The 19,948-nt window shown below is 62.0% G+C and carries 24 protein-coding genes; 2 read left to right on the top strand and 22 right to left on the bottom strand.

Annotated elements, in window-relative coordinates:
- Window positions 1-7: 7 nt before the first annotated feature.
- From dnaJ to DSOUD_RS00835, 17 genes are all read right to left on the bottom strand, one after another.
- The gene (gene dnaJ / locus DSOUD_RS00910; RefSeq protein ID WP_198300347.1) at window positions 8-1,120 is read right to left on the bottom strand and encodes a molecular chaperone DnaJ; all 1,113 of its coding nucleotides are present in this window, start codon (window positions 1,118-1,120) and stop codon (window positions 8-10) included.
- 145 nt (window positions 1,121-1,265) lie between these two features.
- Complete coding sequence (gene dnaK, locus DSOUD_RS00905; RefSeq protein WP_053549228.1) at window positions 1,266-3,173, bottom strand: molecular chaperone DnaK; 1,908 nt, start codon at window positions 3,171-3,173, stop codon at window positions 1,266-1,268.
- 55 nt (window positions 3,174-3,228) lie between these two features.
- On the bottom strand, window positions 3,229-3,816 hold the full coding sequence (gene grpE, locus DSOUD_RS00900) for a nucleotide exchange factor GrpE (protein WP_082350989.1): 588 nt from the start codon (window positions 3,814-3,816) through the stop codon (window positions 3,229-3,231).
- Window positions 3,817-3,824: 8 nt separating this feature from the next.
- Window positions 3,825-4,865, bottom strand: a complete 1,041-nt coding sequence (gene hrcA / locus DSOUD_RS00895; RefSeq protein WP_053549227.1) for a heat-inducible transcriptional repressor HrcA — start codon at window positions 4,863-4,865, stop codon at window positions 3,825-3,827.
- Window positions 4,866-5,017: 152 nt separating this feature from the next.
- The gene (gene hemW / locus DSOUD_RS00890) at window positions 5,018-6,139 is read right to left on the bottom strand and encodes a radical SAM family heme chaperone HemW (protein WP_053549226.1); all 1,122 of its coding nucleotides are present in this window, start codon (window positions 6,137-6,139) and stop codon (window positions 5,018-5,020) included.
- A 115-nt stretch (window positions 6,140-6,254) separates the two neighbouring features.
- Window positions 6,255-8,033, bottom strand: coding sequence for a Na(+)/H(+) antiporter subunit D (locus DSOUD_RS00885; protein ID WP_053549225.1), 1,779 nt, complete (start codon window positions 8,031-8,033; stop codon window positions 6,255-6,257).
- Window positions 8,026-8,322 carry a hypothetical protein gene (locus tag DSOUD_RS00880; RefSeq protein WP_053549224.1) on the bottom strand — a complete coding sequence of 99 codons (297 nt, stop codon included), beginning with the start codon at window positions 8,320-8,322 and terminating at the stop codon, window positions 8,026-8,028. Before DSOUD_RS00880 ends, DSOUD_RS00885 begins: the two co-directional genes overlap by 8 nt.
- A 9-nt stretch (window positions 8,323-8,331) precedes the next feature.
- Window positions 8,332-8,466: a hypothetical protein gene (locus DSOUD_RS18945; protein WP_269745859.1), complete on the bottom strand. Its 135-nt coding sequence runs from the start codon at window positions 8,464-8,466 to the stop codon at window positions 8,332-8,334.
- 26 nt (window positions 8,467-8,492) lie between these two features.
- Window positions 8,493-9,959, bottom strand: coding sequence for a monovalent cation/H+ antiporter subunit D family protein (locus tag DSOUD_RS00875; protein WP_053549223.1), 1,467 nt, complete (start codon window positions 9,957-9,959; stop codon window positions 8,493-8,495).
- Between the two features lie 45 nt (window positions 9,960-10,004).
- Window positions 10,005-11,489, bottom strand: coding sequence for a complex I subunit 5 family protein (locus DSOUD_RS00870; protein WP_053549222.1), 1,485 nt, complete (start codon window positions 11,487-11,489; stop codon window positions 10,005-10,007).
- Window positions 11,486-11,875 carry a cation:proton antiporter subunit C gene (locus tag DSOUD_RS00865; protein ID WP_053549221.1) on the bottom strand — a complete coding sequence of 130 codons (390 nt, stop codon included), beginning with the start codon at window positions 11,873-11,875 and terminating at the stop codon, window positions 11,486-11,488. The genes DSOUD_RS00870 and DSOUD_RS00865 overlap by 4 nt, the downstream gene beginning before the upstream one ends.
- Before the next feature lies 1 nt (window position 11,876).
- Window positions 11,877-12,356, bottom strand: coding sequence for a Na(+)/H(+) antiporter subunit B (locus DSOUD_RS18655; RefSeq protein ID WP_053549220.1), 480 nt, complete (start codon window positions 12,354-12,356; stop codon window positions 11,877-11,879).
- Entirely contained in the window at window positions 12,353-12,625 is a 273-nt protein-coding gene (gene mbhE / locus DSOUD_RS18650; protein WP_053549219.1) for a hydrogen gas-evolving membrane-bound hydrogenase subunit E, read from the bottom strand. The genes DSOUD_RS18655 and mbhE overlap by 4 nt, the downstream gene beginning before the upstream one ends.
- Window positions 12,622-12,867, bottom strand: a complete 246-nt coding sequence (locus tag DSOUD_RS00850) for a Na(+)/H(+) antiporter subunit B (RefSeq protein WP_053549218.1) — start codon at window positions 12,865-12,867, stop codon at window positions 12,622-12,624. The genes mbhE and DSOUD_RS00850 overlap by 4 nt, the downstream gene beginning before the upstream one ends.
- Window positions 12,864-13,187, bottom strand: coding sequence for a monovalent cation/H(+) antiporter subunit G (gene mnhG, locus DSOUD_RS00845; RefSeq protein WP_053549217.1), 324 nt, complete (start codon window positions 13,185-13,187; stop codon window positions 12,864-12,866). The genes DSOUD_RS00850 and mnhG overlap by 4 nt, the downstream gene beginning before the upstream one ends.
- Window positions 13,184-13,492, bottom strand: a complete 309-nt coding sequence (locus tag DSOUD_RS00840; RefSeq protein ID WP_198300346.1) for an MrpF/PhaF family protein — start codon at window positions 13,490-13,492, stop codon at window positions 13,184-13,186. The genes mnhG and DSOUD_RS00840 overlap by 4 nt, the downstream gene beginning before the upstream one ends.
- Window positions 13,489-13,974, bottom strand: coding sequence for a Na+/H+ antiporter subunit E (locus DSOUD_RS00835; protein WP_053549216.1), 486 nt, complete (start codon window positions 13,972-13,974; stop codon window positions 13,489-13,491). The genes DSOUD_RS00840 and DSOUD_RS00835 overlap by 4 nt, the downstream gene beginning before the upstream one ends.
- A gap of 565 nt (window positions 13,975-14,539) precedes the next feature.
- Between DSOUD_RS00835 and DSOUD_RS00830 the strand changes: the two genes are divergently transcribed.
- Window positions 14,540-15,331: a carbon-nitrogen family hydrolase gene (locus tag DSOUD_RS00830; RefSeq protein WP_053549215.1), complete on the top strand. Its 792-nt coding sequence runs from the start codon at window positions 14,540-14,542 to the stop codon at window positions 15,329-15,331.
- Window positions 15,332-15,442: 111 nt separating this feature from the next.
- Here DSOUD_RS00830 and DSOUD_RS00825 read toward each other — a convergent pair whose 3' ends face one another.
- The 5 genes from DSOUD_RS00825 to DSOUD_RS00805 all read right to left on the bottom strand — a co-directional run bounded on the left by DSOUD_RS00825 (window position 15,443) and on the right by DSOUD_RS00805 (window position 18,667).
- A complete protein-coding gene (locus DSOUD_RS00825; protein WP_053549214.1) occupies window positions 15,443-15,811 on the bottom strand; it encodes a hypothetical protein in 369 nt (122 codons plus the stop codon).
- 6 nt (window positions 15,812-15,817) lie between these two features.
- Entirely contained in the window at window positions 15,818-16,783 is a 966-nt protein-coding gene (locus DSOUD_RS00820; RefSeq protein ID WP_053549213.1) for a cation diffusion facilitator family transporter, read from the bottom strand.
- A 191-nt stretch (window positions 16,784-16,974) separates the two neighbouring features.
- Window positions 16,975-17,358, bottom strand: coding sequence for a hypothetical protein (locus tag DSOUD_RS00815; protein ID WP_053549212.1), 384 nt, complete (start codon window positions 17,356-17,358; stop codon window positions 16,975-16,977).
- Between the two features lie 14 nt (window positions 17,359-17,372).
- A complete protein-coding gene (locus DSOUD_RS00810; RefSeq protein ID WP_053549211.1) occupies window positions 17,373-17,876 on the bottom strand; it encodes a hypothetical protein in 504 nt (167 codons plus the stop codon).
- Complete coding sequence (locus DSOUD_RS00805) at window positions 17,873-18,667, bottom strand: TIGR04255 family protein (protein WP_053549210.1); 795 nt, start codon at window positions 18,665-18,667, stop codon at window positions 17,873-17,875. The genes DSOUD_RS00810 and DSOUD_RS00805 overlap by 4 nt, the downstream gene beginning before the upstream one ends.
- Before the next feature lie 351 nt (window positions 18,668-19,018).
- Between DSOUD_RS00805 and trxB the strand changes: the two genes are divergently transcribed.
- The gene (trxB, locus tag DSOUD_RS00800) at window positions 19,019-19,948 is read left to right on the top strand and encodes a thioredoxin-disulfide reductase (RefSeq protein WP_053549209.1); all 930 of its coding nucleotides are present in this window, start codon (window positions 19,019-19,021) and stop codon (window positions 19,946-19,948) included.

The following is a 19,948-nucleotide window of genomic DNA, read 5'->3' as shown; positions in this document are numbered from 1 at the left end:
GATACGCTCAACCGAACAGTTCCTTGACCTTATCGAAAAAGCTCTTTCCCATGGGGTGGATGTCCTCTCCCCCCTCCCGGGCGAATTCATTGAGGAGTTCCTTCTGCCTGGGGGTGAGGTGGGTGGGGGTCTCGACCCGCAGGACCACCAGCTGATCGCCCCGTCCGTAGCCTTGCAGAACGGCGATCCCCTTGCCGGCGAGTTTCATGACCTTGCCGGACTGGGTACCCGGGGGGACCTTCATCCGCACCTTTCCTTCCAGGGTGGGGACTTCGAGTTCGCAGCCGAGGGTGGCCTGGACGAAGGAGATGGGGACCTCGCAGATCACGTCCTGCCCTTCCCGCTGAAAGATCGAGTGCTCGCGAACGGTGATCACCACATAAAGATCGCCGGGCGGTCCCCCCTGGGAACCGATCTCCCCTTCGTTGCTGAGTTTGAGACGATTGCCGGTTTCGACCCCCGCCGGTATTTTCAGCGACAGGGTCTTTTTTCCCTTGGTCTTCCCGAGTCCCCGGCATTCGGGGCAGGGGTCGTCGATGACCTTGCCGGCCCCTGAACAGGCGGGACAGGGACGGGTCATGGAGAAGAATCCCTGCTGATAGCGGACCTGCCCGGCGCCCTGACAGGTCGGGCAGCTCTTGGGACTCGTCCCCTTGCGGGCTCCCGATCCGCCGCAGGCCTCGCATTCGCTATGGCGGGGGATCTGGATCTTGGTTTCCAGGCCGAAGGCGGCCTCTTCGAAGGAAATGGTCAGGTTATAGCGCAGATCGTCGCCGCGCCGCCCCCGGCTCCGTCGCCCTCCCCCGCCGCCGCCGAAAATATCGCCGAAAATGTCGCCGAAAATATCCTCGAAACCGCCACCCCCGAAGCCGCCGGAGGAAAAGCCCCCGCCCCCCTCGAGCCCGGCATGGCCGAACTGATCGTAGGTCGCGCGCTTCTGGCCGTCGGAAAGGACGGCGTAGGCCTCGGAGAGTTCCTTGAACGTCTCCTCGGAGGCCTTGTCACCGGGGTTCTTGTCCGGGTGGTGTTTGAGGGCCAGACGCCGGTAGGCCTTCTTGATCTCGGTTTCGCTGGCGTTGCGGTGGACCTCCAGCACCTCGTAGTAGTCTCTCTTGGCCAAGCTCTTTATCTTTCTCCCGTTGCCGGGTCCCCGGCGATCAGGGCGCAGAAGGGCAAACGGGTGGGTCCTGTTCATCTGAACGGCAACAGGAGCCGGAAAACCCCGCTCCTGTTGCCCTGCCTATGTCACCCCGGAAAAGGGGAAATTACTTCTTTTTCTCGTCGACTTCTTCGAACTCGGCGTCGACGACGTCTTCCTTGGCGGATCCCCCTTCGGCGCCCCCTTCGGCCGGACCCTCGGCGGCGCCCTGCGCCTGGGCGTACATCGCCTCGGCCAGTTTGTGGGACGCCTCGGCAAGGGCCTCGGTCTTGGCCTTGATCGCCGCGCCGTCGGTCCCCTCCATGGCGGTCTTGAGTTCGGCCAGGGCCGTCTCGATCTTTCCTTTGGTCTCGGCGTCGACCTTGTCGCCGTGCTCCTTGAGAGACTTCTCGGTGGTATAGACCAGGCTGTCGGCCTGATTGCGGGCCTCGATCACCTCGCGCTTGGCCTGGTCTTCGGCGGCGTGGATCTCGGCGTCCTTGACCATCTTCTGAATCTCATCCTCGGAGAGACCCGAAGAGGCGGTAATCTTGATCGACTGTTCCTTGCCGGTGCCGAGATCCTTGGCGCTGACGTGAAGAATCCCGTTGGCGTCGATGTCGAAGGTCACCTCGACCTGCGGCACGCCGCGGGGAGCGGGGGGGATCCCCACCAGTTCGAAGCGGCCGATGGTCTTGTTGTCGGCGGCCATTTCCCGTTCGCCCTGCAGGACGTGCACCGAGACGGCCGGCTGGTTGTCGGCGGCGGTGGAAAAGATCTGGCTCTTCTTGCAGGGGATGGTGGTGTTCTTCTCGATGAGCTTGGTCATCACCGCCCCGAGGGTTTCGATGCCGAGGGAGAGGGGGGTGACGTCGAGAAGGAGGACATCCTTGACTTCCCCCTTGAGGACCCCGCCCTGGATGGCGGCGCCGATGGCGACCACCTCGTCGGGATTGACCCCCCTGTTCGGCACCTTGCCGAAGATGTCCTGCACCCGCTTCTGCACCGCCGGCATGCGGGTCATGCCGCCGACGAGGATCACCTCATCGATCTCGGAGGCGGAGAGGCCGGCGTCCTTGATGGCCATCTTGCAGGGCTCGACGAGCTTGTCGAGGAGGTCGGAACAGATGCTTTCGAGCTTGGCCCGGGTCAGTTTGATGTTGAGATGCTTGGGACCGCTGGCGTCGGCGGTGATGAAGGGGAGATTGATATCGGTCTCCATGGAGGTGGAGAGTTCGCACTTGGCCTTCTCTCCGGCTTCCCTGAGGCGCTGCAGGGCCATCTTGTCGCTGCGCAGATCGATCCCCTGCTCCTTCTTGAACTCGGAGGCGACATAGTCGATGATCCGCTGGTCGAAGTCCTCGCCGCCGAGGAAGGTGTCGCCGTTGGTCGACTTGACCTCGAAGACGCCGTCGCCGAGCTCGAGGATGGAGATATCGAAGGTCCCGCCGCCGAGGTCGAAGACGGCGATCTTCTCTTCGCCCTTGCGCTCGAGACCGTAGGCGAGGGAGGCGGCGGTCGGCTCGTTGATGATGCGCAACACGTTGAGTCCGGCGATTTTGCCGGCATCCTTGGTCGCCTGACGCTGAGAATCGTTGAAATAGGCCGGGACGGTGATGACCGCGTCGGTGACCTCTTCGCCGAGATAGTCCTCGGCGGTCTGCTTCATCTTCTGCAGGACCATGGCCGAGATCTCCGGGGCGCTGTACTGTTTGCCGCGGACCTCCACCCAGGCATCGCCATTGTCGGCCTTGATGATCTTGAAGGGGCTGATCTCGATGTCCCTCTTCACCGTCGGCGTGTCGAACTTGCGGCCGATGAGGCGCTTGATGGCGTGCAGGGTGTTTTCCGGATTGGTGACCGCCTGCCGCTTGGCCTGCTGCCCCACCAGGCGCTCGCCGCTTTCGGTGAAGGCGACCATCGACGGGGTGGTCCGCGACCCTTCGGAGTTGGCGATGACGACCGGCTCGCCCCCTTCCATGACGGCGACGCAGGAGTTGGTGGTGCCGAGGTCGATTCCTATGACTTTACCCATGAGCTATATCCTCCTCTATGCAATGACTGTGGGGTGTTTCGTTTGATTTGCAGAACTATTCCGCCGCCTCCGGCGGAGGCGAAGGGGCCTTGGCCACCATGACCATGGCCGGACGCAGCAGGCGGTCGTTGAGCAGATACCCTCTCTGCAGTTCCTGAACGACCGTATTGGGGGGGTGCTCGGCGCTCTCGATCTGTCCCACGGCCTCGTGGCGGGACGGATCGAAGGTCTCGCCGACGGTGGTGATGGGGACGACGCCGAAGCGTTCGATGAGACGGCCGAACATGTCGACGGTCATCTGCACCCCTTCGAGAAGACTCCCCCGGGCGTTGTCGTCCTTGCCGGCATGCTCCACGGCCCTCTCGAGGTTGTCGAGGACCGGCAGGATCTCCCGCAGGATATTTTCGTTGGCGAACCTGGCCAGATCCTCCTTGTCGCGCTGGGCGCGCTTGCGATAATTCTCCAGGTCGGCGCGTGCCCGCAGGTAAAGGTCGCGGTTCTGGTCGGCCTCCTGGCGAAGGGCGGCCAGGGTTTCGTCCGGAGTCGGCTCGGCCGGCAGGACCTCCACCTCGGCGGTTTCAGCGGGAAGCTCCTCGCCTTGCAGCGAAGGCTCTTCTTGCTCGTGTTTGTTCTTTTTTGCCACGGTATCTCCTATTTTGAATCTCCGTCCAGGATCTGGCTGACCAGCCTGGCGGTGTAATCGACGATGGGGATGACCATTGAATAGGGCATTCTGCTCGGACCGATCACCCCCAGGGAGCCGATGGTCCCCTGGCTGCCGGAATAGGTCGCGGTGATCAGGCTGCATCCGCGGATGTCGCTGTGCTCGCTTTCCGAGCCGATGAAAATCTGAACCCCTTCGGCCCGCTGGCTGGCATCGAGGAGTTCCACCAGGGAACTCTTCTGCTCGAAGGCGCGGAAGAGGCGCTTCATCTTCTCGAGATCGGCGAACTCGGGCTGCTCGAGGATGTTGGCGGCCCCCTCGATGTAGACCTGACTTGCCATCTCGGTGGACAGAACCTCCCGGGAGATCTGCAGGGCGCGGCGCATCATCTTGTCGTAGAGGGCCTTTTCCCGGGCCATTTCCGAGAGGATGCGCGCCTTGACCTCCTGAATGGTCAGTCCGGTCAGGGTCCGGTTGAGGTAGCCGGTCATCTGCTCCAGTTCGTACTGGGAGAGGTCTTCACCGACCTCGATGACCTTGTTCTGCACCAGTCCCGACTGGGTGACGAAAATCACCAGGACGCGGCCGCTGGAGAGACGGATGAATTCGATCTGGCGGAAGACCGTCGTGGTGAACCGGGGGGCCATGACGATCCCGGTGTAGGTGGAGATGGCCGAGAGAACCTTCCCCGCCTCGCGCAGCAGGTCCTCCGAGCGCAAGCCGCCGAAGCGGTAGCGGTCGTCGAGGCGCTGGCGCTCCTGGGAGCTGAGCTGACGCACCTGCAGCAGGGAGTCGACGTAGAAGCGGTACCCCTTTTCCGTCGGGACCCGCCCCGCCGAAGTGTGCGGAGAGGCAATGTACCCCATCTCCTCGAGATCGGCCATGACGTTGCGCACCGTGGCCGGGGACAGCGCCATGCTGTGCCGCCTGCTCACGGCCCGCGATCCGACCGGTTCGGCCGAGTCGATATAGTCCTCGATGATCGCTTCGAGGATCTTCCGGCTGCGCTCGTTGAGCTCTTCGCTCATGGGATCGTTCCACCTAAAAAAAACCAATAGCCGGAAAATCCGGCCCCTTGCAGCTGATTAGCACTCAAAGAGGAGGAGTGCTAACGGGAACAACATAACAACGCCCCTCCCCTTTGTCAAGGGCAAACAAGGCGGCCTTTTTCCCGTTTTCTCTAGAGGAAAGGGGCAATCAGGGTATCGTAAAGGAGCCAGGACTCCCGGTCCAGAACCCAGCGTTTCCCCTCCCGGCGCAGCCGACCGCCGGCGCGGGAGACCCCCTCGGCAAAGGCCGCCGCCACTCCGCAGCCGAAGCGACGGGCAAACGCCTCGTCGTCCACCCCTTCGGCGGTGCGCAGTCCCAGGTAGAGGGTTTCGGCCATCGCCCCCCTCCGATCGAAGCGCTCCACCAGCTTCGCCGGGTCCCTTCCGGCGGCGAGGTCCGCCCCATACCGAGCGAGATCCTGGGGAACGGCCCAGCGCTCTCCCCAACCCCGGTCGAAAAAGGAATGGGCCCCGGCGCCGATGGCCAGGCAGGGGCGGCGGCGCCAGTAGACGAGATTGTGGCGGCACTCCATCCCCGGCCTTGCGTAATTGGAGATCTCGTAGTGACGGTACCCCTTCTCGGTCAGGATGCGATCGGCACCGAGAAAATTTTCGGCATAGACCTCCTCGTCGGGAAGGCGCAGGTCCCCCCGCTGCTGCACCCCCTGAAAAGGGGTCCCCTCCTCCACAGTCAGGCCGTAGAGGGAGAGGTGCGAGGGTGCGAGGTCGAGGGTCTTCTCCAGATCGCGGAAAAAAGCGGCGGTGCTCTGGTCGGGGAGCGCGAACATCAAATCGACTCCGACATTGACGAAGCCGGCGCTCCGGGCGTACTCCAGGGCCGTCCTCGCCTCGCCGGCCGAATGGATCCGTCCGAGGCGGCGGAGGTTTTCGCCGTGAAGGGACTGGATGCCGAAATTGATCCGGTTGACCCCGGCCCTGCGGTAGCCGTCGAGACGGTCGGGACTCACCGTGCCGGGATTGGCCTCGAGGGAGACCTCGGCCTGGTCGGCGAAACCGAAATGCGCCGCAACCCCGTCGAGGAGAAGGGCGACCTGGGTCGGGGTGAGAAGGGAAGGTGTGCCGCCGCCGAAAAAGATCGTCTCCAGTGCCCCTCCTCCCCGGGGGAGGCGTTGCAGATGGGTGAGGAGGAGTTCGACGTAATGAGCCGGGACGTCCTCGGAGGGGACGGAGAAGAAGTCGCAGTAAGGGCACTTGCTGCGGCAAAAGGGAATGTGGATGTAGAGTGAGCTCATTGTCAAGACCGCGGGGAAAGACTGCTTGCCTGGTCGCCTCCAGGAAAAAAGGCCCGGGAGAGACTCCCGGGCCGACAAAGATCTGCGGCTTCGACAGCCGGGATTCCTCAGGGTGTTAGCGAAAAAAGAGGACCGACATCAGGGCGAGGAAGAGGACGGCCAGGAGCACCCCGCCACCGACGGGGTAGGCGGCGCTTTTGGAACGCCGGTCGATCTGCGATTTGCAGCGGAGGATGTCATCCTCGTCTGTGCCGGTCGCTTCGGCGTAAAGATCGACGCCGTACTTCTGCAGGCTGCCGCCGGGCTCCTGGAAGAAACGGCTCAAAAGAGCGGGAATCCGTTCCATGAAGAGGTCGGAGCCCCAACGGTTGAGGGTATTGAAGGTCTTATCGGTCAGGGCGTAGAAAGCCCTCCCCCCCTTGCGGTAAAACCAGTCGGCATCGATATTGATGGCCCGGATTTCCGCCGGGTAGATCCCCGACAGGAGGAGGAGGGTGAAGGCCAGGGCGGAAAAGAAGAGGAGCTGGGTCTGGGCCACCACATGGGAGGCGGTATAGGGCTGGTAGTCCGTGGCGAAGGGGAGGAGATTGTAGAGATACTGAGGGAAACAGCCGATGAGGATGCAGAGCACCGCCGTCCCCCCCATGGCCAGGAGCATGTGGCGCGGCGCCTCCTTGCAGCGCAGACCCGAGTCGTGGGAGAAGAAGGCGAAGAAGGGGATCTTGATCCCGGCATGGTGGAAGACCCCCGCCGAAGCGAAGAGGAGGACGAACCAGACGAAGCGCAGGTCGCCGCGGGCGGCGGCTTCCATGACCATCGACTTGCTGACGAAGCCGGAAAAGAGCGGGAAGGCGGAGATCGAGGCGGCGCCGACGATGCAGAAGGTACAGGTCCAGGGCATGGATCGATAGAGGCCGCCGAGGTCGGTGGCGTTGATCTTGCCGGTCCGGTACATCACCGCCCCCATGGACATGAAGAGGAGCCCCTTGAAGAGGACGTCGTTGAAGGCGTGGGCCACGGCGCCGTTGACCGCCAGCTCGGAGCCGATGCCGATGCCGACCACCATGAATCCGACCTGGTTGATGAGGCTGTAGGCCAGCACCTTGCGCAGATCGTTTTCGATGACGGCATAGAAGATGGGGAATCCGGCCATGGCCACGCCGATCCAGATCAGCGCCTCGGTTCCTGGGAAGGCCCGGGCCAGCACATAGACGGCCGTCTTGGTGGTGAAGGCGGAGAGAAAGATGGTCCCGGTGATGGTCCCTTCCGGATAGGCGTCGGTGAGCCAGGTGTGGAGGAAGGGCCAGGCACAGTTGACGCCGAAACCGAAGAATATGAGGTAGGACGCCAGCCCCTCGAGGCCGAGATACCCGAAGGCGGCACTGCCGCTCTGCTGCACGTGGATGATGATCCCGGCCAGGAGGCAGAGGCCGCCGGCGACGTGGACCATGAAATAGCGGAACCCGGCGCCGAGGGCGGTCGGGGTGCGCCGCGCCAGGATCAGGAAGGTGGCGCTGATGGTCAAAATTTCCCAGAAGGCAAAAAGGGAGAAGAAGTCACCGGCGAAGGTCACGCCCAGAGCCGCCCCGGCATAGACCAGGCCGGCGATGTTCTGCACCGCGTCCTCGACATGCAGGGCATAGAGGGTGGCAATGATGGCGATCAGGTGAAAAATGTAGCCGAAGATCAGGCTCAGGCGATCGACCTGGCCGAAGATCAGATCGTAATCCATGAAGGAAACGGTCCAGTGGGTCCCCTCGGGAATCAGCAGCAGGTTGAGGAAGCTGAGCACCGGCAAGAGGAGGAGCCACCCCTTGCGGAGCTTTCCCTGCAGGAAAATGACCGGCAGGGCCCCGAGGATGAGGATTGCGGCGGGGGGGAGGGGATTAATCATAGTAATCCTCTTTGCGCATCACCAAAGGGCGCAGGATGTATTTGGCCACCAGCACCAGGACCACGCAGGCGACGAAGCCGTACACGGCGTAGAAGCCGAAGGCCCCCTCCCAGGGGAAGAGGGTGTGCTTGTGAAAGAAAAAATCGACCATGAGGAGGAGAGCGACGCAGGTGAAAAAGCCGAAGAGGAGGCGCTTGACGTTCTTCGGGTGGTCGAAAAGTCCCAATTCCTCGTCGATGTCGACGGGGTGCTGAAAATCTTCTTCACGGACGGGGGGTTGCTTCTTCATGGTGAGTTCCTAGAGCGTCGTGAGAAAAATGTAGCCGAGGTAGAGCAGGCCGACGGCGAAGATCAGGTAAAATGCCGGCCGATAACCGGCCACGGGATCGTGAGCCAGCACCATGATTTCCTCGTGCTTGTCCTTGGGTTGCATCGCGCGACCTCCCGGGTCCTCAGTCGTCAGGGGAAGAGCGCCCTGTGGACCAGTTGCAGAAAAATGTCGGGATAAAAGAAGAGACCCACCGAGCAGAGAGCCGTCACCGACAGAGGGATCAGGCACAAGAGGGGGGCCTCGCCGGTATGGGCCAGGGTCTCCTCGCTGGCCGGCGCGAAAAAGCCCCGGTAGACGATGGGGAAGAAGTAGGCGGCGCTGAGGAGCGAGCTGACCAGGAGGACCGCCACCAGAAGGAGCTGATCGGCCTCGACGGCGCCGATGACCAGGTTCCACTTGCTGATGAACCCGCCCAGGGGCGGCATGCCGATGATGGAGAGCGAGCCGAGAAAGAAGGCGAAATAGGTGATCGGCATGCGCCGTCCGAGGCCGTCCATCTCGCTGATGTATTTTTTGTGGCTCGCCACATAGATCGCCCCGGCGCAGAAAAAGAGGGTGATCTTGCCGAAGGCGTGCATGGCGATATGGAGCATCCCGCCGGTCATTCCGGCGGCGGAGAGCATCCCGGCACCGAGAATCATGTAGGAGAGCTGACCGATGGTCGAATAGGCGAGGCGGCGCTTCAGGTTGTCCTGGGTCAGGGCGACCAGGGAGGCGGCAAGGATGGTGACGGAGGCGAAATAGGTCAGAACCACGCCGAAATCGAGGCGGTGCAGCAGGTCGGGACCGAAGATGTCGAAAATCACCCGCAGGATGGCAAAGACCCCGACCTTGACCACCGCCACGCCGTGGAGAAAGGCGCTCACCGGGGTCGGCGCCACCATCGCCGCCGGAAGCCAGCCGTGAAAGGGCATGATCCCCGCCTTGGCGAAGCCGAGGACGAAGAGGACGAGGAGGAGCCCGAGGGTCGCAGAAGAGGCCTCGCCGGAGAGAATGCCGCCGTGAGCGAAATCGAGGGTTCCGGTGAGCTGATAGGTGATCAGCATCGCCGGCAGCACGAGGCCGATGGAGGTGCCGAGGATGTAGGTCAGGTACTTGCGCCCGGAGCGGCGGGCCTCTGCATCGCCGTGGTGGGTCACCAGGGGATAGGTCGACAGGGAGAGCATCTCGTAGAAGAGATAAAGAGTCAAAAGGTTGGCCGAAAAGGCGACGCCGATGGTCGCCGAAATCGCCACGGCGAAGGAGGCGTAGTAGCGGGTCTGGTTGTGCTCCTTGAGGGCCCGCATGTACCCCATGGAATAGATCGAGGTGAAGATCCACAAAAAGGAGGCGATCAGGGCGAAGTAAATCCCCATGGCATCGACCCGCAGGGCGATGGGGACCCCGGGAATCACCTCCGCCAGGGTCAGGACGTAGGTCCCGCCGGCCAGAACCGTCGGCAGCATGGTTGCGACCAGGGCGAACTTGCCAAGGGCGATGGCAAGGGTCCACCCTTCCCGCAGATTGGGCAAACGCCCCGAGAGGAGGATCGGCACCGCCCCGAGGAGGGAGATGAGGATGGCGGCCAGCGGCAGATAGGAGGTGGTCATGTCCATGGGCGTTTCGCTGCTGTCATAAAAAACCTGCGTTGAAGGAGGAGCCTAAAGAAGAGCGGCGATCGCCGGGAGGATCACGCTGTCGACGAGCCCGCCGGCCCCGAGACCGAGAACGAGGAGTGCAACGGCCGAGAGGACCAGGGGCCCGACGAGCATCGCCGGTGCTTCGCTGACCGGCAGGGGCCGATGATCATCGTCTGGCGAGTTTCGGAAATAGGCGATCTCGATGATCCGGAAGAAGAGGACGGCGTTGACCAGGCTGCTGAAGAGGAGCGCCCCCACGTACCCCCACTGTCCGGCCTCGATGCCGCCGAGCAGGAGGTACCATTTGCTGAAGAATCCCGCCGTCGGCGGCACGCCGATCATGGAAAAAGCCGCCAGGGTAAAGGCTGCCAGGGTGACGGGCATCCGGCGGTACAACCCGCGGAGGCTGTCGAACTCCAGGGAGCCGGTGCGGTAGACGATGGCGGCGGCGGCGAGAAAGAGACAGAGCGTCATCAATGCGTCGTTGACGATGTGGAGGATGGCGCCGGTCAGCCCCGTTTCGTTGGCCAGAAAGACCCCGCCGACCATATAACCGACTTCGGCGACGATCAGATAGGTCAGCATGCGCTTGAGATCCCGCTGACTCAGGGCCAGGGCCGAGGCGCAGACGATCCCCAACGCCGCCGCCCAGACCAGGGCCGACTGGACCCCCGACTCGGCGAGGAGCGCCCAGTTGGGGTGGATGATGGAGTAGAGAACCCGGATCATCAGGTAGATGGTGACCTTGGTCATCAGCGGCGCGATCAGGAGTCCGGCTCCGGTGGGGGCCAGGGAATAGGCGTTGGGGAGCCAGCCGTGGAGGGGGAAGAACGCCATCTTGATCCACAGGCCGACGAGGAGAAAGGCAAAGGCCGTGGCGGCGGCCACCGTCCCCGGAAGGGTCGGGAGGATGGCTGAGATATCGGCCATGTTCAGGGTGCCGGTGAGAATGTAGAGGTAACCGACGCCGAGGAGATAGAAACAGGCGCCGATCGATCCCATGATGATGTAGTTGAAGCTCGCCAGGGGAGCCCGCCCCTTTCCCATGGCGATCAGGCCGTAGGTGGTGATGGAGGTGATTTCCAGAAGAACGTAGAGGTTGAAGGCGTCGCCGGTGATCACCAGTCCCATCAGCCCGACGATGAGAATCAGGTAGAGAGTGAAAAAGAGGTGCTCCCGGCCGGGAAGCTCAAGGGCCACGCTCGGCAGGGCGCCGCACGTCGCCAGCAGGGCCGCGGCGGCCACCAGCAGGAGCATCAGTGCGCCCAGGGGGTCGATGACCAGCTCGATTCCGTAAGGGGGGGACCAGTTCCCCACCGTATAATGGAGCGTCCCCTCCCGCAGCACCCGGACGAGGACGAGAGCGGCGGCGACCGTGGAAAAGGAGAGCGCCCCGAGGGTGAGGGGGGCGATCCAGGTGCGGCTGCGACGGCCGAGGAGGTTGACGGCCAGGGCGGTCAGCAGGGGGACGGCCAGGACGTACATATGCAGATTGGCAAGGGTCATCGGCCGAGTTTCTCCAGGATCTCGTCCTCCTCGAGGGTTCCGTATTCCCGGTAGATTCGCTGCAGGATGGCCAGGGCGACGCCGGTGACGCTGACGGAAACGACGATCGCCGTGAGCATCAGCACATGGGGGAGGGGGTTGACCACCGTCGCCACGTCGACGCCATGGGCAAGGACCTCATACTTGTCGAGGATCGGGATGCCGCCGCCGCGCTTGACCCCGGAGGAGACGAAAAGGAGGATGATCGCGGTCTGGAAGATGTTCATGCCGAGAAGCTTCTTCACCAGGTTGCGCTTGCCGATCATGGCATAGAATCCGATCATCATCAGCACCACGTACAGCCAGTAGTTGTATTTGGCCACCACTTCCGCCAGCAAAACGTCCATATCAGAGCCCCTCATCCAGTGCGCCGCCCGAACCGAGATCCCAGAAGAGGGAGACCATGATGTTCATGACGGCGAGGCCGACCCCCACCTCGACCATAAAAATTCCGAAGGAGCGCCACTCGATGGCCCCGAGGGGGACGATCCTGTCCAGCGCGCTGTAGTCAAGAAACAGTCCTCCCACGACCGCGCAGAGAAATCCCGTCCCGACATAGACCAGAACTCCGGCATTGCCGAGAAACATGTTGGCTCTTTCCGAGAGGTAGCGCGTCGAAGTCCGCAGATCGAAGGCCAGGGCCAGGAGGATAAAGGAGGCGCCGAGAACCACCCCTCCCTGAAAACCCCCTCCCGGGCTGTAGTGGCCGTGGACGATGATGTAGAGGCCGAAGAGCTGGATGAAGGGGACAAGAATCCGCACCGAGGTCTGGATGATCAGGCTTTCGCCGAGGCCGCGGTTTCGGGCATTTTCCTGGAGGCGCTTCATGACTCTCTCCGGCGCAACACGCTGACCACCGCCAGTCCGGCGCAGTAGATGACCACCGTCTCGAACATGGTGTCATACCCCCGATAGTCGCCGAGGATCGCGGTGACGATATTGGGAACGTGGGTTTCTGCCACCGCTTTTTCGATATAGACCGGGGAAAGGTGGGTGCTGGCCGGCGACTGCGGATCCCCCCAGGCCGGGAAATCCATGGTGCCGTAGAGAAGGATGGCGCCGGTGACGACGGTGGCCAACAGGGCAAGGGTCTTCAATCTTTGCTCCTCCGGGTGGTGCGCAGGATCGAGGCGATGAAGAGGACCGTGCTGATTCCGGCACCGACCGTCGCCTCGGTAAAGGCGACGTCCACCGCCCCCATCTCGGCCCACAGCAGACACATGAGAAAACTGTAGACCCCGAAGATCACCGTGGCCGACAGCAGATCCTTGACGTTGATGACCGCCAGGGCGCAGATGACCACCAGGGCCAGAATAAGCAGGTCGAGTTGCCAGATCATTCCCCCCCCTTGCGCTTCGTCCAGGGTTCCACACCGAGCACCAGGGCCGCCTCGGTAATGGCGTGGGTCGCCGTGGGGCTGGCGACGAAGACGAAGGCGGCAATCGCCAGGATCTTGAGGCTCACCAGAACATTTCCCGGACTGAAATCGCCGAGGTTGTAGAGAGCCACGGCAAAAATCACCAGGACCGCCGCCAGCGAATCGCATTTTCCCGCGGCGTGCAACCGGGTATAGAAATCGGGAAAGCGCAGGATGCCAAGGACGCCGATGGCAAAAAACAAGACTCCCGCAGCCAGGAGAAGAACGACTACTGTCATCATCGGATTTCCCTCCCGGGGTGGTCTTCGTGTACGAGGTGAACGGCCTTGCGGCGCAAAAAATATTTGGCCGCCCCGAGGGTGGCGATGAAATTGAGCAGCGCGTAGGCGATGGCTATATCGACGAACATGCCGACGTCGTCGAAGAGGACGCCGATGATCAGGAGGAGGACCGTCGTCTTGGTGCCGATGACGTTGCCGCCGAGTATCCGGTCGAGGACCGTCGGCCCGGCGATGACCCGGATCAGGCACAGGCCGATGAGGAGCAGCAGGGCGATGCCGCAGGCAAGGAAAATCCGCTCCATCATGGTCGACCCTCCAGAGCCGCGGCCACTCGCCGCTCCATGTCGCCGGGGAGACTCTCGGCGGCACTGCGGGTCAGAGCATAGACGGTGAATTCGTCATCCTGGATGCTGACGGTGATCGTACCGGGCGTCAGGGTAATCGACTGGGCGAGGGTGACCCTGGAGATCGGCCGCTTGAGAGTGGTGGTGAAACGGAAGAGATGGGGATCGACAAGATCGAGCATCCGGGGATGAAGGACGAGGTAGGCCACCTGCAGGTCGGCAAGAACGATCTGCCAGAAAAGCCAGGGGAGATAGAGACAGATGCCGAGGAGATCGCGGGGCCAGTTTCCCGGCCAGGTGCCGGAGAAGAGGAGATCGTGACTGAAGTGCGCCACCAGCAGGCAGGAAATAACCCCCAGCGTCAGGTGAAAGGCGTCGAACATCCCGGAAAGAAGGACCCAGAAGGTGAGCATGATAAGAAAGGTGGAAATCTTGGCCATCATCGCATATCCCCGGACAAACCTGATAACAATGGAATGGAGCGTCTCCCTTGGAAGGCGCCGACGACGGGGTCGTTGACGGGCCCGCGGTCGTCATTTCCCTGCAAAAAAAGCACCGGCGCCGATACCGGACGAATAAAACGATGCCCTCTTCTAACATGAGCAAAAGCACCGGTCAAGAGATTCCGGCCGCGTCCTGAGCCTCTCTAATACTTTAATGTCACAGAATAACAGGGTTTATTTTTTTCGACCTTCTCGGACAAAAATAAAACAAAGTTCTGAAGACTCTCGATCCGTTCCTGCGGGGGGAGAGCAAAAACGCTTTCCGAAAAAACCAATGATTTACCTGGCCCCTTCCGCCGCTTTTTCCCCATCGAAAATGGGACAATATGTCCCACTTCGGCACGACGGCGCCGCCAGAGACCTCCCCTTCCCTGGAGCCCGAGAGATAAAAAAGGGTTTTGTTCAGGGAGAAACGCCCCCTCTCCCCTTGCCGAGGCGCCGCAGCTGCTCTATAATCCCCCTGGCAAAAGGTCTTCGAATCCCATACCACCCCAGGGAGCCTGCCATGACCCGTTCCATCACAGCCGCCTCCATCCAGTTCCATATCGCCTTCGGCGACGTCGACGCCAACCTCTCCCGGGCCCTGGCCGGACTTCGCCGGGTCAGCGAGAAGGGCTCCTCCCTGGCGGTGCTGCCGGAGATGTGGAGCACCGGGTACGACTACAAAAACCTCGCCGAACAGGCAGAACAGACCCCCCGGGTCATCGAGGCCCTCAAGGGGGCCACCGCCGAGCTCGGCATGGTGACCGTCGGCAGCCTTCCGGAAAAGGAGGGCGACGTCATCTACAATACCGCCTACGTCATCGACCGCGGCGCGGTGGTCGGCACCTACCGCAAGCTGCACCTCTTCTCCACCATGGGGGAAGACCGCTTTCTCGGCGCCGGCGACCGCACCCTGGTCGTTCCCACCTCGGCGGGGCGCCTCGGCATCGCCATCTGCTACGACCTGCGCTTCCCCGAACTCTTCCGCAAACTCGCCCTCGAAGGGGCGGAAATCATCTGCATCCCCGCCGAATGGCCGAAGCCGCGCCAGGAGCACTGGCGCACCCTGCTGCGGGCCCGGGCCATAGAGAACCAGCTCTTCATCGCCGCCACCAACTGCTGCGGCCTCCAGGGGAAACTCGACTTCTTCGGCATGAGCCTGCTCATTTCGCCGCGGGGGGAGATCCTTGCCGAGGGTGAAGAAAGCCCCGTGGAGCTCACCGCCCTCTTCGATTTCAAGGAAATGGCCAGCTACCGTTTTCAGATCCCCTGCTTCCACGACCGACGCCCGGCCATTTACGGCACCCTCCCCTGAGGGCGCCGCCAGCCACAAAAAAAAACGGGCCCCCTGGCAAACAGGGGACCCCGCATTCCTTCGAGACAGGCCCTTTTTGAGGGCCTGTCTTTTTTTGCCACCCCTCACCCGTCACTGATCCAGAGGCCGGGCCTCGCTGCGGTAGCGGGAGGGGACATCCTTCAGGGTATCGGCGAACTGCAGCTGCCCCTCGCCATCGACGTAGAGATAGCGCGGGGTAGGTTCGGCCGGGACAGGTGGGGCGGGGCGAGCCTCCCGGGGGGCGGGACGGCTGTCGCTCTGCTCGATGACCGATTCGACGGTGGTCCGGCGTTCCCCACCCAGGAGAAGCCCCAGGCGCCCCCGCAGGTCGGTGTAGAACTGGCGCACCGCGACGTGGGCCGGAACCGTTGCCGGTACCCGCAGAAAGAATTGGTCCATCGCCAGGAGCAGAGCGACGAAGACCAGGGTCCAGAGGAATATTTTAGCCAGTCGGAACATCAGCGGTCAGTCATGATGGTCATGGTCGTGCCCGCCGTGACCGTGGCTGCAGAGGCTCGAGCGCCGCGGCCGGTGCCGCAACTGCTGGATCACTGGGCCGGTGACGCAGCGGGAACACTCTCCCTGCAGGGTACTCTCGGTGATGTGATAGTCGTGATCGAGCATCTCCTCGATGGCGCCGACAATCTCCCCCTGGCGCAGCCGGTAGTCGGGTTCGATGTCGATGTGGGCCGAAAGGACGGTGATGTGCGAACAGATCGACCAGACATGGAGGTGGTGGACGTCGTTCACTCCGTCGACGGCGCGCATCTTGGTCACCACCTCGTCCAGATCGACATGGCGCGGCACCCCCTCGATGAGGATATGCACGGCCTCCCGAAGAATGCGCAGGGATCCGAAGGCGATGATCACCACGATCCCCACGGAGATCAGGGCATCGACGACATACCACTCGGTGTAGAGCATGATCAGGCCGCCGATGATCACCCCCACCGAGGCGATGGCGTCGCCGAGGACGTGGAGAAAGGCGCTGCGCACGTTGAGATCCTCGCCGGCATGGCCGTGGAGGCGGGAGGCGGCGATCAGGTTCATCACCAGGCCGATGACGGCGATGAAGAACATCTCCTTGCTCTTGACCGCCTCGGGGTGCTGGAAGCGCCCCCAGGCCTCGTGGAGGATGCCGGCGGCGATGACGAAGAGGGTCAGGCCGTTGATCAGGGAGGCAAAGATCTCCGCCCGGTGCCAGCCGTAGGTCCGCCGGTCCGTGGCCGGACGATTGGCGAGCTGGATCGCCATCAGCGAAAGGACCAGGGCGAAGAGGTCCATGAAGACGTGGGCGGCGTCGGAGAGGAGGGCCAGGGAGTTGGTCCAGAAACCGCCGACGACCTCGGCGACCAGGGTGACGGCCGTCAGGGCGATGGCGAAACGAAAACCGCGGGTGATGCTGCGGTCGAGATGGTTGCCTGCGGGCATGGGTGAATCCTTCCTCTGCTGGGCTGGGTCCATGATAGCCAGAGGGGGGCAGAATGGCAAGGGACTTGTCCGCCGGCCGGGACCCGACGGCGGATATTTTCACAGCGACGTTCGACAAACGGATGGGAGGGTCAGACAGAGGAGGTTCCGGCGCGGCAGGCACATAGTGAGCCAGAAAGGAATTTGGATATTTACTCCGGACGTGGAACATATCGCGATCTTGCCGCTATTTCCAGGGCAATGATCTTTTGGGCAGGCTTGTCTGCGGGCCATCCGATGACATTTGCATGGTTGCGATTTCCGGCGACCGGTGCGGCAACAACCGAAAGACTCTGACCCTGATATGCCCCGGCCAGATTCTCGGCCCGCCCATGCAAAGCCTTGCCGGTCTGCCTGGCAACGTCCTCGCCAATGTCCCAAATGGCCTTTGCGTCAAGCTCAAGATGGCGGGTAACCGAGAGATCCGCATGGGGGTGAGGGATGAACGGGTCCGCCCGAAGGGTGTTGTCCTGGCGGACGTGGGATTTTTGCAGGATATAACGGGACAACCGCTCGCCGGTCTCCACGGGCGGCATAGAAACGTCACCTTTCACGCGACCATGACCCGGTTGATGAGGCTCATGATGGCTTCCGGCACCTCACCGAAGAAGGGCTCGGTCCCGTAGGCTTTACTGCCTCCCAGAAGAGCGGCGTAGTGAAGCTGTCCTTCTGGGCTGATGCTGACGGAAAGGGTGCGGCGCGGGGTTCGGTACCATTCCATCGTCAGATGGCCATCCGCCTCGGCACTGATGGCGGGCATCGATGCTCCCAAGGGCAACGCCTTGAGGAACTGGCCGGCCAATTGGTAGGTTTCCTCGAATACTGGCTCTGCCTGGTAGCCGTCCCAGTTGGCTGTCCGGCATTCTTCGAAGATCAGGCTCAGATCGTCAAAAGCCTTTTGACCATAGAGCCCGAAGGCCAATGAACTTTTAAGAATATCGAGGCCGGCATCGGTTTGCCTCGAGACAAATCGCGCCGTTTCACTGGACCCTCGGGAAGGTATAGCCAGTGCGCTGGAGTAAATAATCGCTGAAGCTGTCATTTCGAGGATCATTGAAATGCCTCCAATGCTTTTTCGGTGACACTGCCAAAAAATGCTTTATTTTTCAACCACCGCATCTCCTCAAGGATGCGGGCGAGCCCTGTTTCTTCGATTTCAAACCCTTGGGTTGTGAACACGTCGATATCAAGAATCAAGCCGCTGTTTGCGCGGGTCTCTGCCTGTGGTGGCTGTATCGTTCTAATCAGGTTGATAGCATAAGGATAACCCGGAACTGCGAGTGTGTCATGGTGCATGAAGCCGACAAAGGGCAATTCCAAATCTCTCGGTGTTTCTGGTGCCGGTTTAATGTAGTCTTCCAGGCGGGCGACGGAGAGCGGTAATTCTATGCGACTGATAAAGCGCAAACCAATCCGATTGATCTCTACCGGCTGTACCAGTTCCTTAAATATCTCCCAAAGACGCAATCCCTCTCCTGAAAAAGAGGTCCAATCAGAGTAGGGCTCAAGGCGACTATGGATGAAACCGTCTCGGTTGAACTGTGCAATGCTCTTCTGGTCGGCAGACCGAAAACGAAGGCCTTTTAAACCCAAATCCTTGAACATTTGCCGGGGCGGTTTTGTCACTTCAAAGGTCAGCTCATGCTGAACTGCCCTTTGCGTATCCAGATATTCGTAACCATCAAGCCTGGGTTCCAGAAATTGACGAACCGCCGCTTCTTCGAACGTGCCAGCGGCATGGGAGCGGATGTCGATTACGGCCTCGACGATGGGAGCACGCGGCAAATGCCGGAACTCCTCGGCGAGGTTAATGACAAGTCTGCCTTTCGGATTCATCTGGGTCATGGGCCTATCTTAACAGGAGTTTTGTCGTTTGCCCACCGAGTAATCGAGCAAATCAATCACCTTGCATGGCATGCAATTTCCTAGAATCCCTGAGGGGGGGGTGGAGGAAGACCTTTCTGCGAACCTTTGAGGATTTCACCGAATCGCCCGGCATTATTGCACCCTAACCGCTCACTGGCAAAAGGATTCTGTCCGCTGCGGCGGAGATCGCTAAGCCCAAAAGAAATCGTCGTTCCCTCCGGGGACTCTTTCACCTTTTCCGCACCTCTCCTCCCCGACCCACGGCAACCGTTCCCTTTTCCTCCTCCCTGTGCTATCTTGACCCCCCATTTCAACGCTCAGGAGAAGCCCATGTCCGAAACCAGCTACGACGTCATCATCATCGGCGGCGGCCCGGCCGGCCTCACCGCCGGTCTTTACACCTCCCGCGCCAAGCTCAGGACCCTCCTCGTCGAGCGGATGCTCATGGGGGGGCAGGTCATGACCACCACCAAGGTCGAGAACTACCCCGGCTTCCCCGGCGGCATCGACGGCCCGGACCTGATGGTCCGCTTTCAGGAGCACTGCCAGGAATTCGGCCTCGAGGTCAGCTACGGCGAGGCAGAAAACATCCTCGACAAGGGAGAGGTCAAGATCGTCGTCGTCGACGGCGAGGAGCTGTCCACCCGCTCCGTCATCGTCACCACCGGCGCCGAACCGCGCAAGCTCGGGATCCCCGGCGAGCAGGAATTTGTCGGCCGCGGCGTCTCCTACTGCGCCACCTGCGACGGCGCCTTCTTCCGCGACGTCCCGGTGGCCATCGCCGGCGGAGGCGACACCGCCGCCGAAGAGGCCCTCTTCCTCACCCGCTTCGCCAGCAAGGTCACGCTCATCCACCGCCGCGACAAGCTCCGCGCCACCCCGATTCTTCAGGAACGCCTGACGGCCAACGCCAAGATCGAGGTGCTGTGGAACACCGAGGTCGACCGCGTCGAGGGGGACAACAGCGGCGCCAAGGCCCTGGAGCTGCGCGATACCATCACCGGCAAGAAGCGCTCCCTCCCCGTCGAAGGACTCTTCGTCGCCATCGGCGTCACCCCCAAGGCCCACTTCCTCGCCGAGATTCTCGATCTCGACCCGGACGGCTACATCCTCACCGACCCCGAGTGCCGCACCTCGATGCCGGGGGTCTTCGCCGCCGGCGACGTGCGCAAGAAGATCCTCAAGCAGATCGCCACCGCTGTCGGCGACGGCGCCGTCGCCGCCATCATGGCGGAAAAGTATCTCGAAGGGTTCGAGTAA

Origin of the sequence: Desulfuromonas soudanensis, from assembly GCF_001278055.1 — a bacterium.
GTDB classification, from domain to species: domain Bacteria; phylum Desulfobacterota; class Desulfuromonadia; order Desulfuromonadales; family WTL; genus Deferrimonas; species Deferrimonas soudanensis.
Note: the sequence above shows the minus strand (reverse complement) of the source record. Positions and strands in the feature narration are given on the sequence as shown.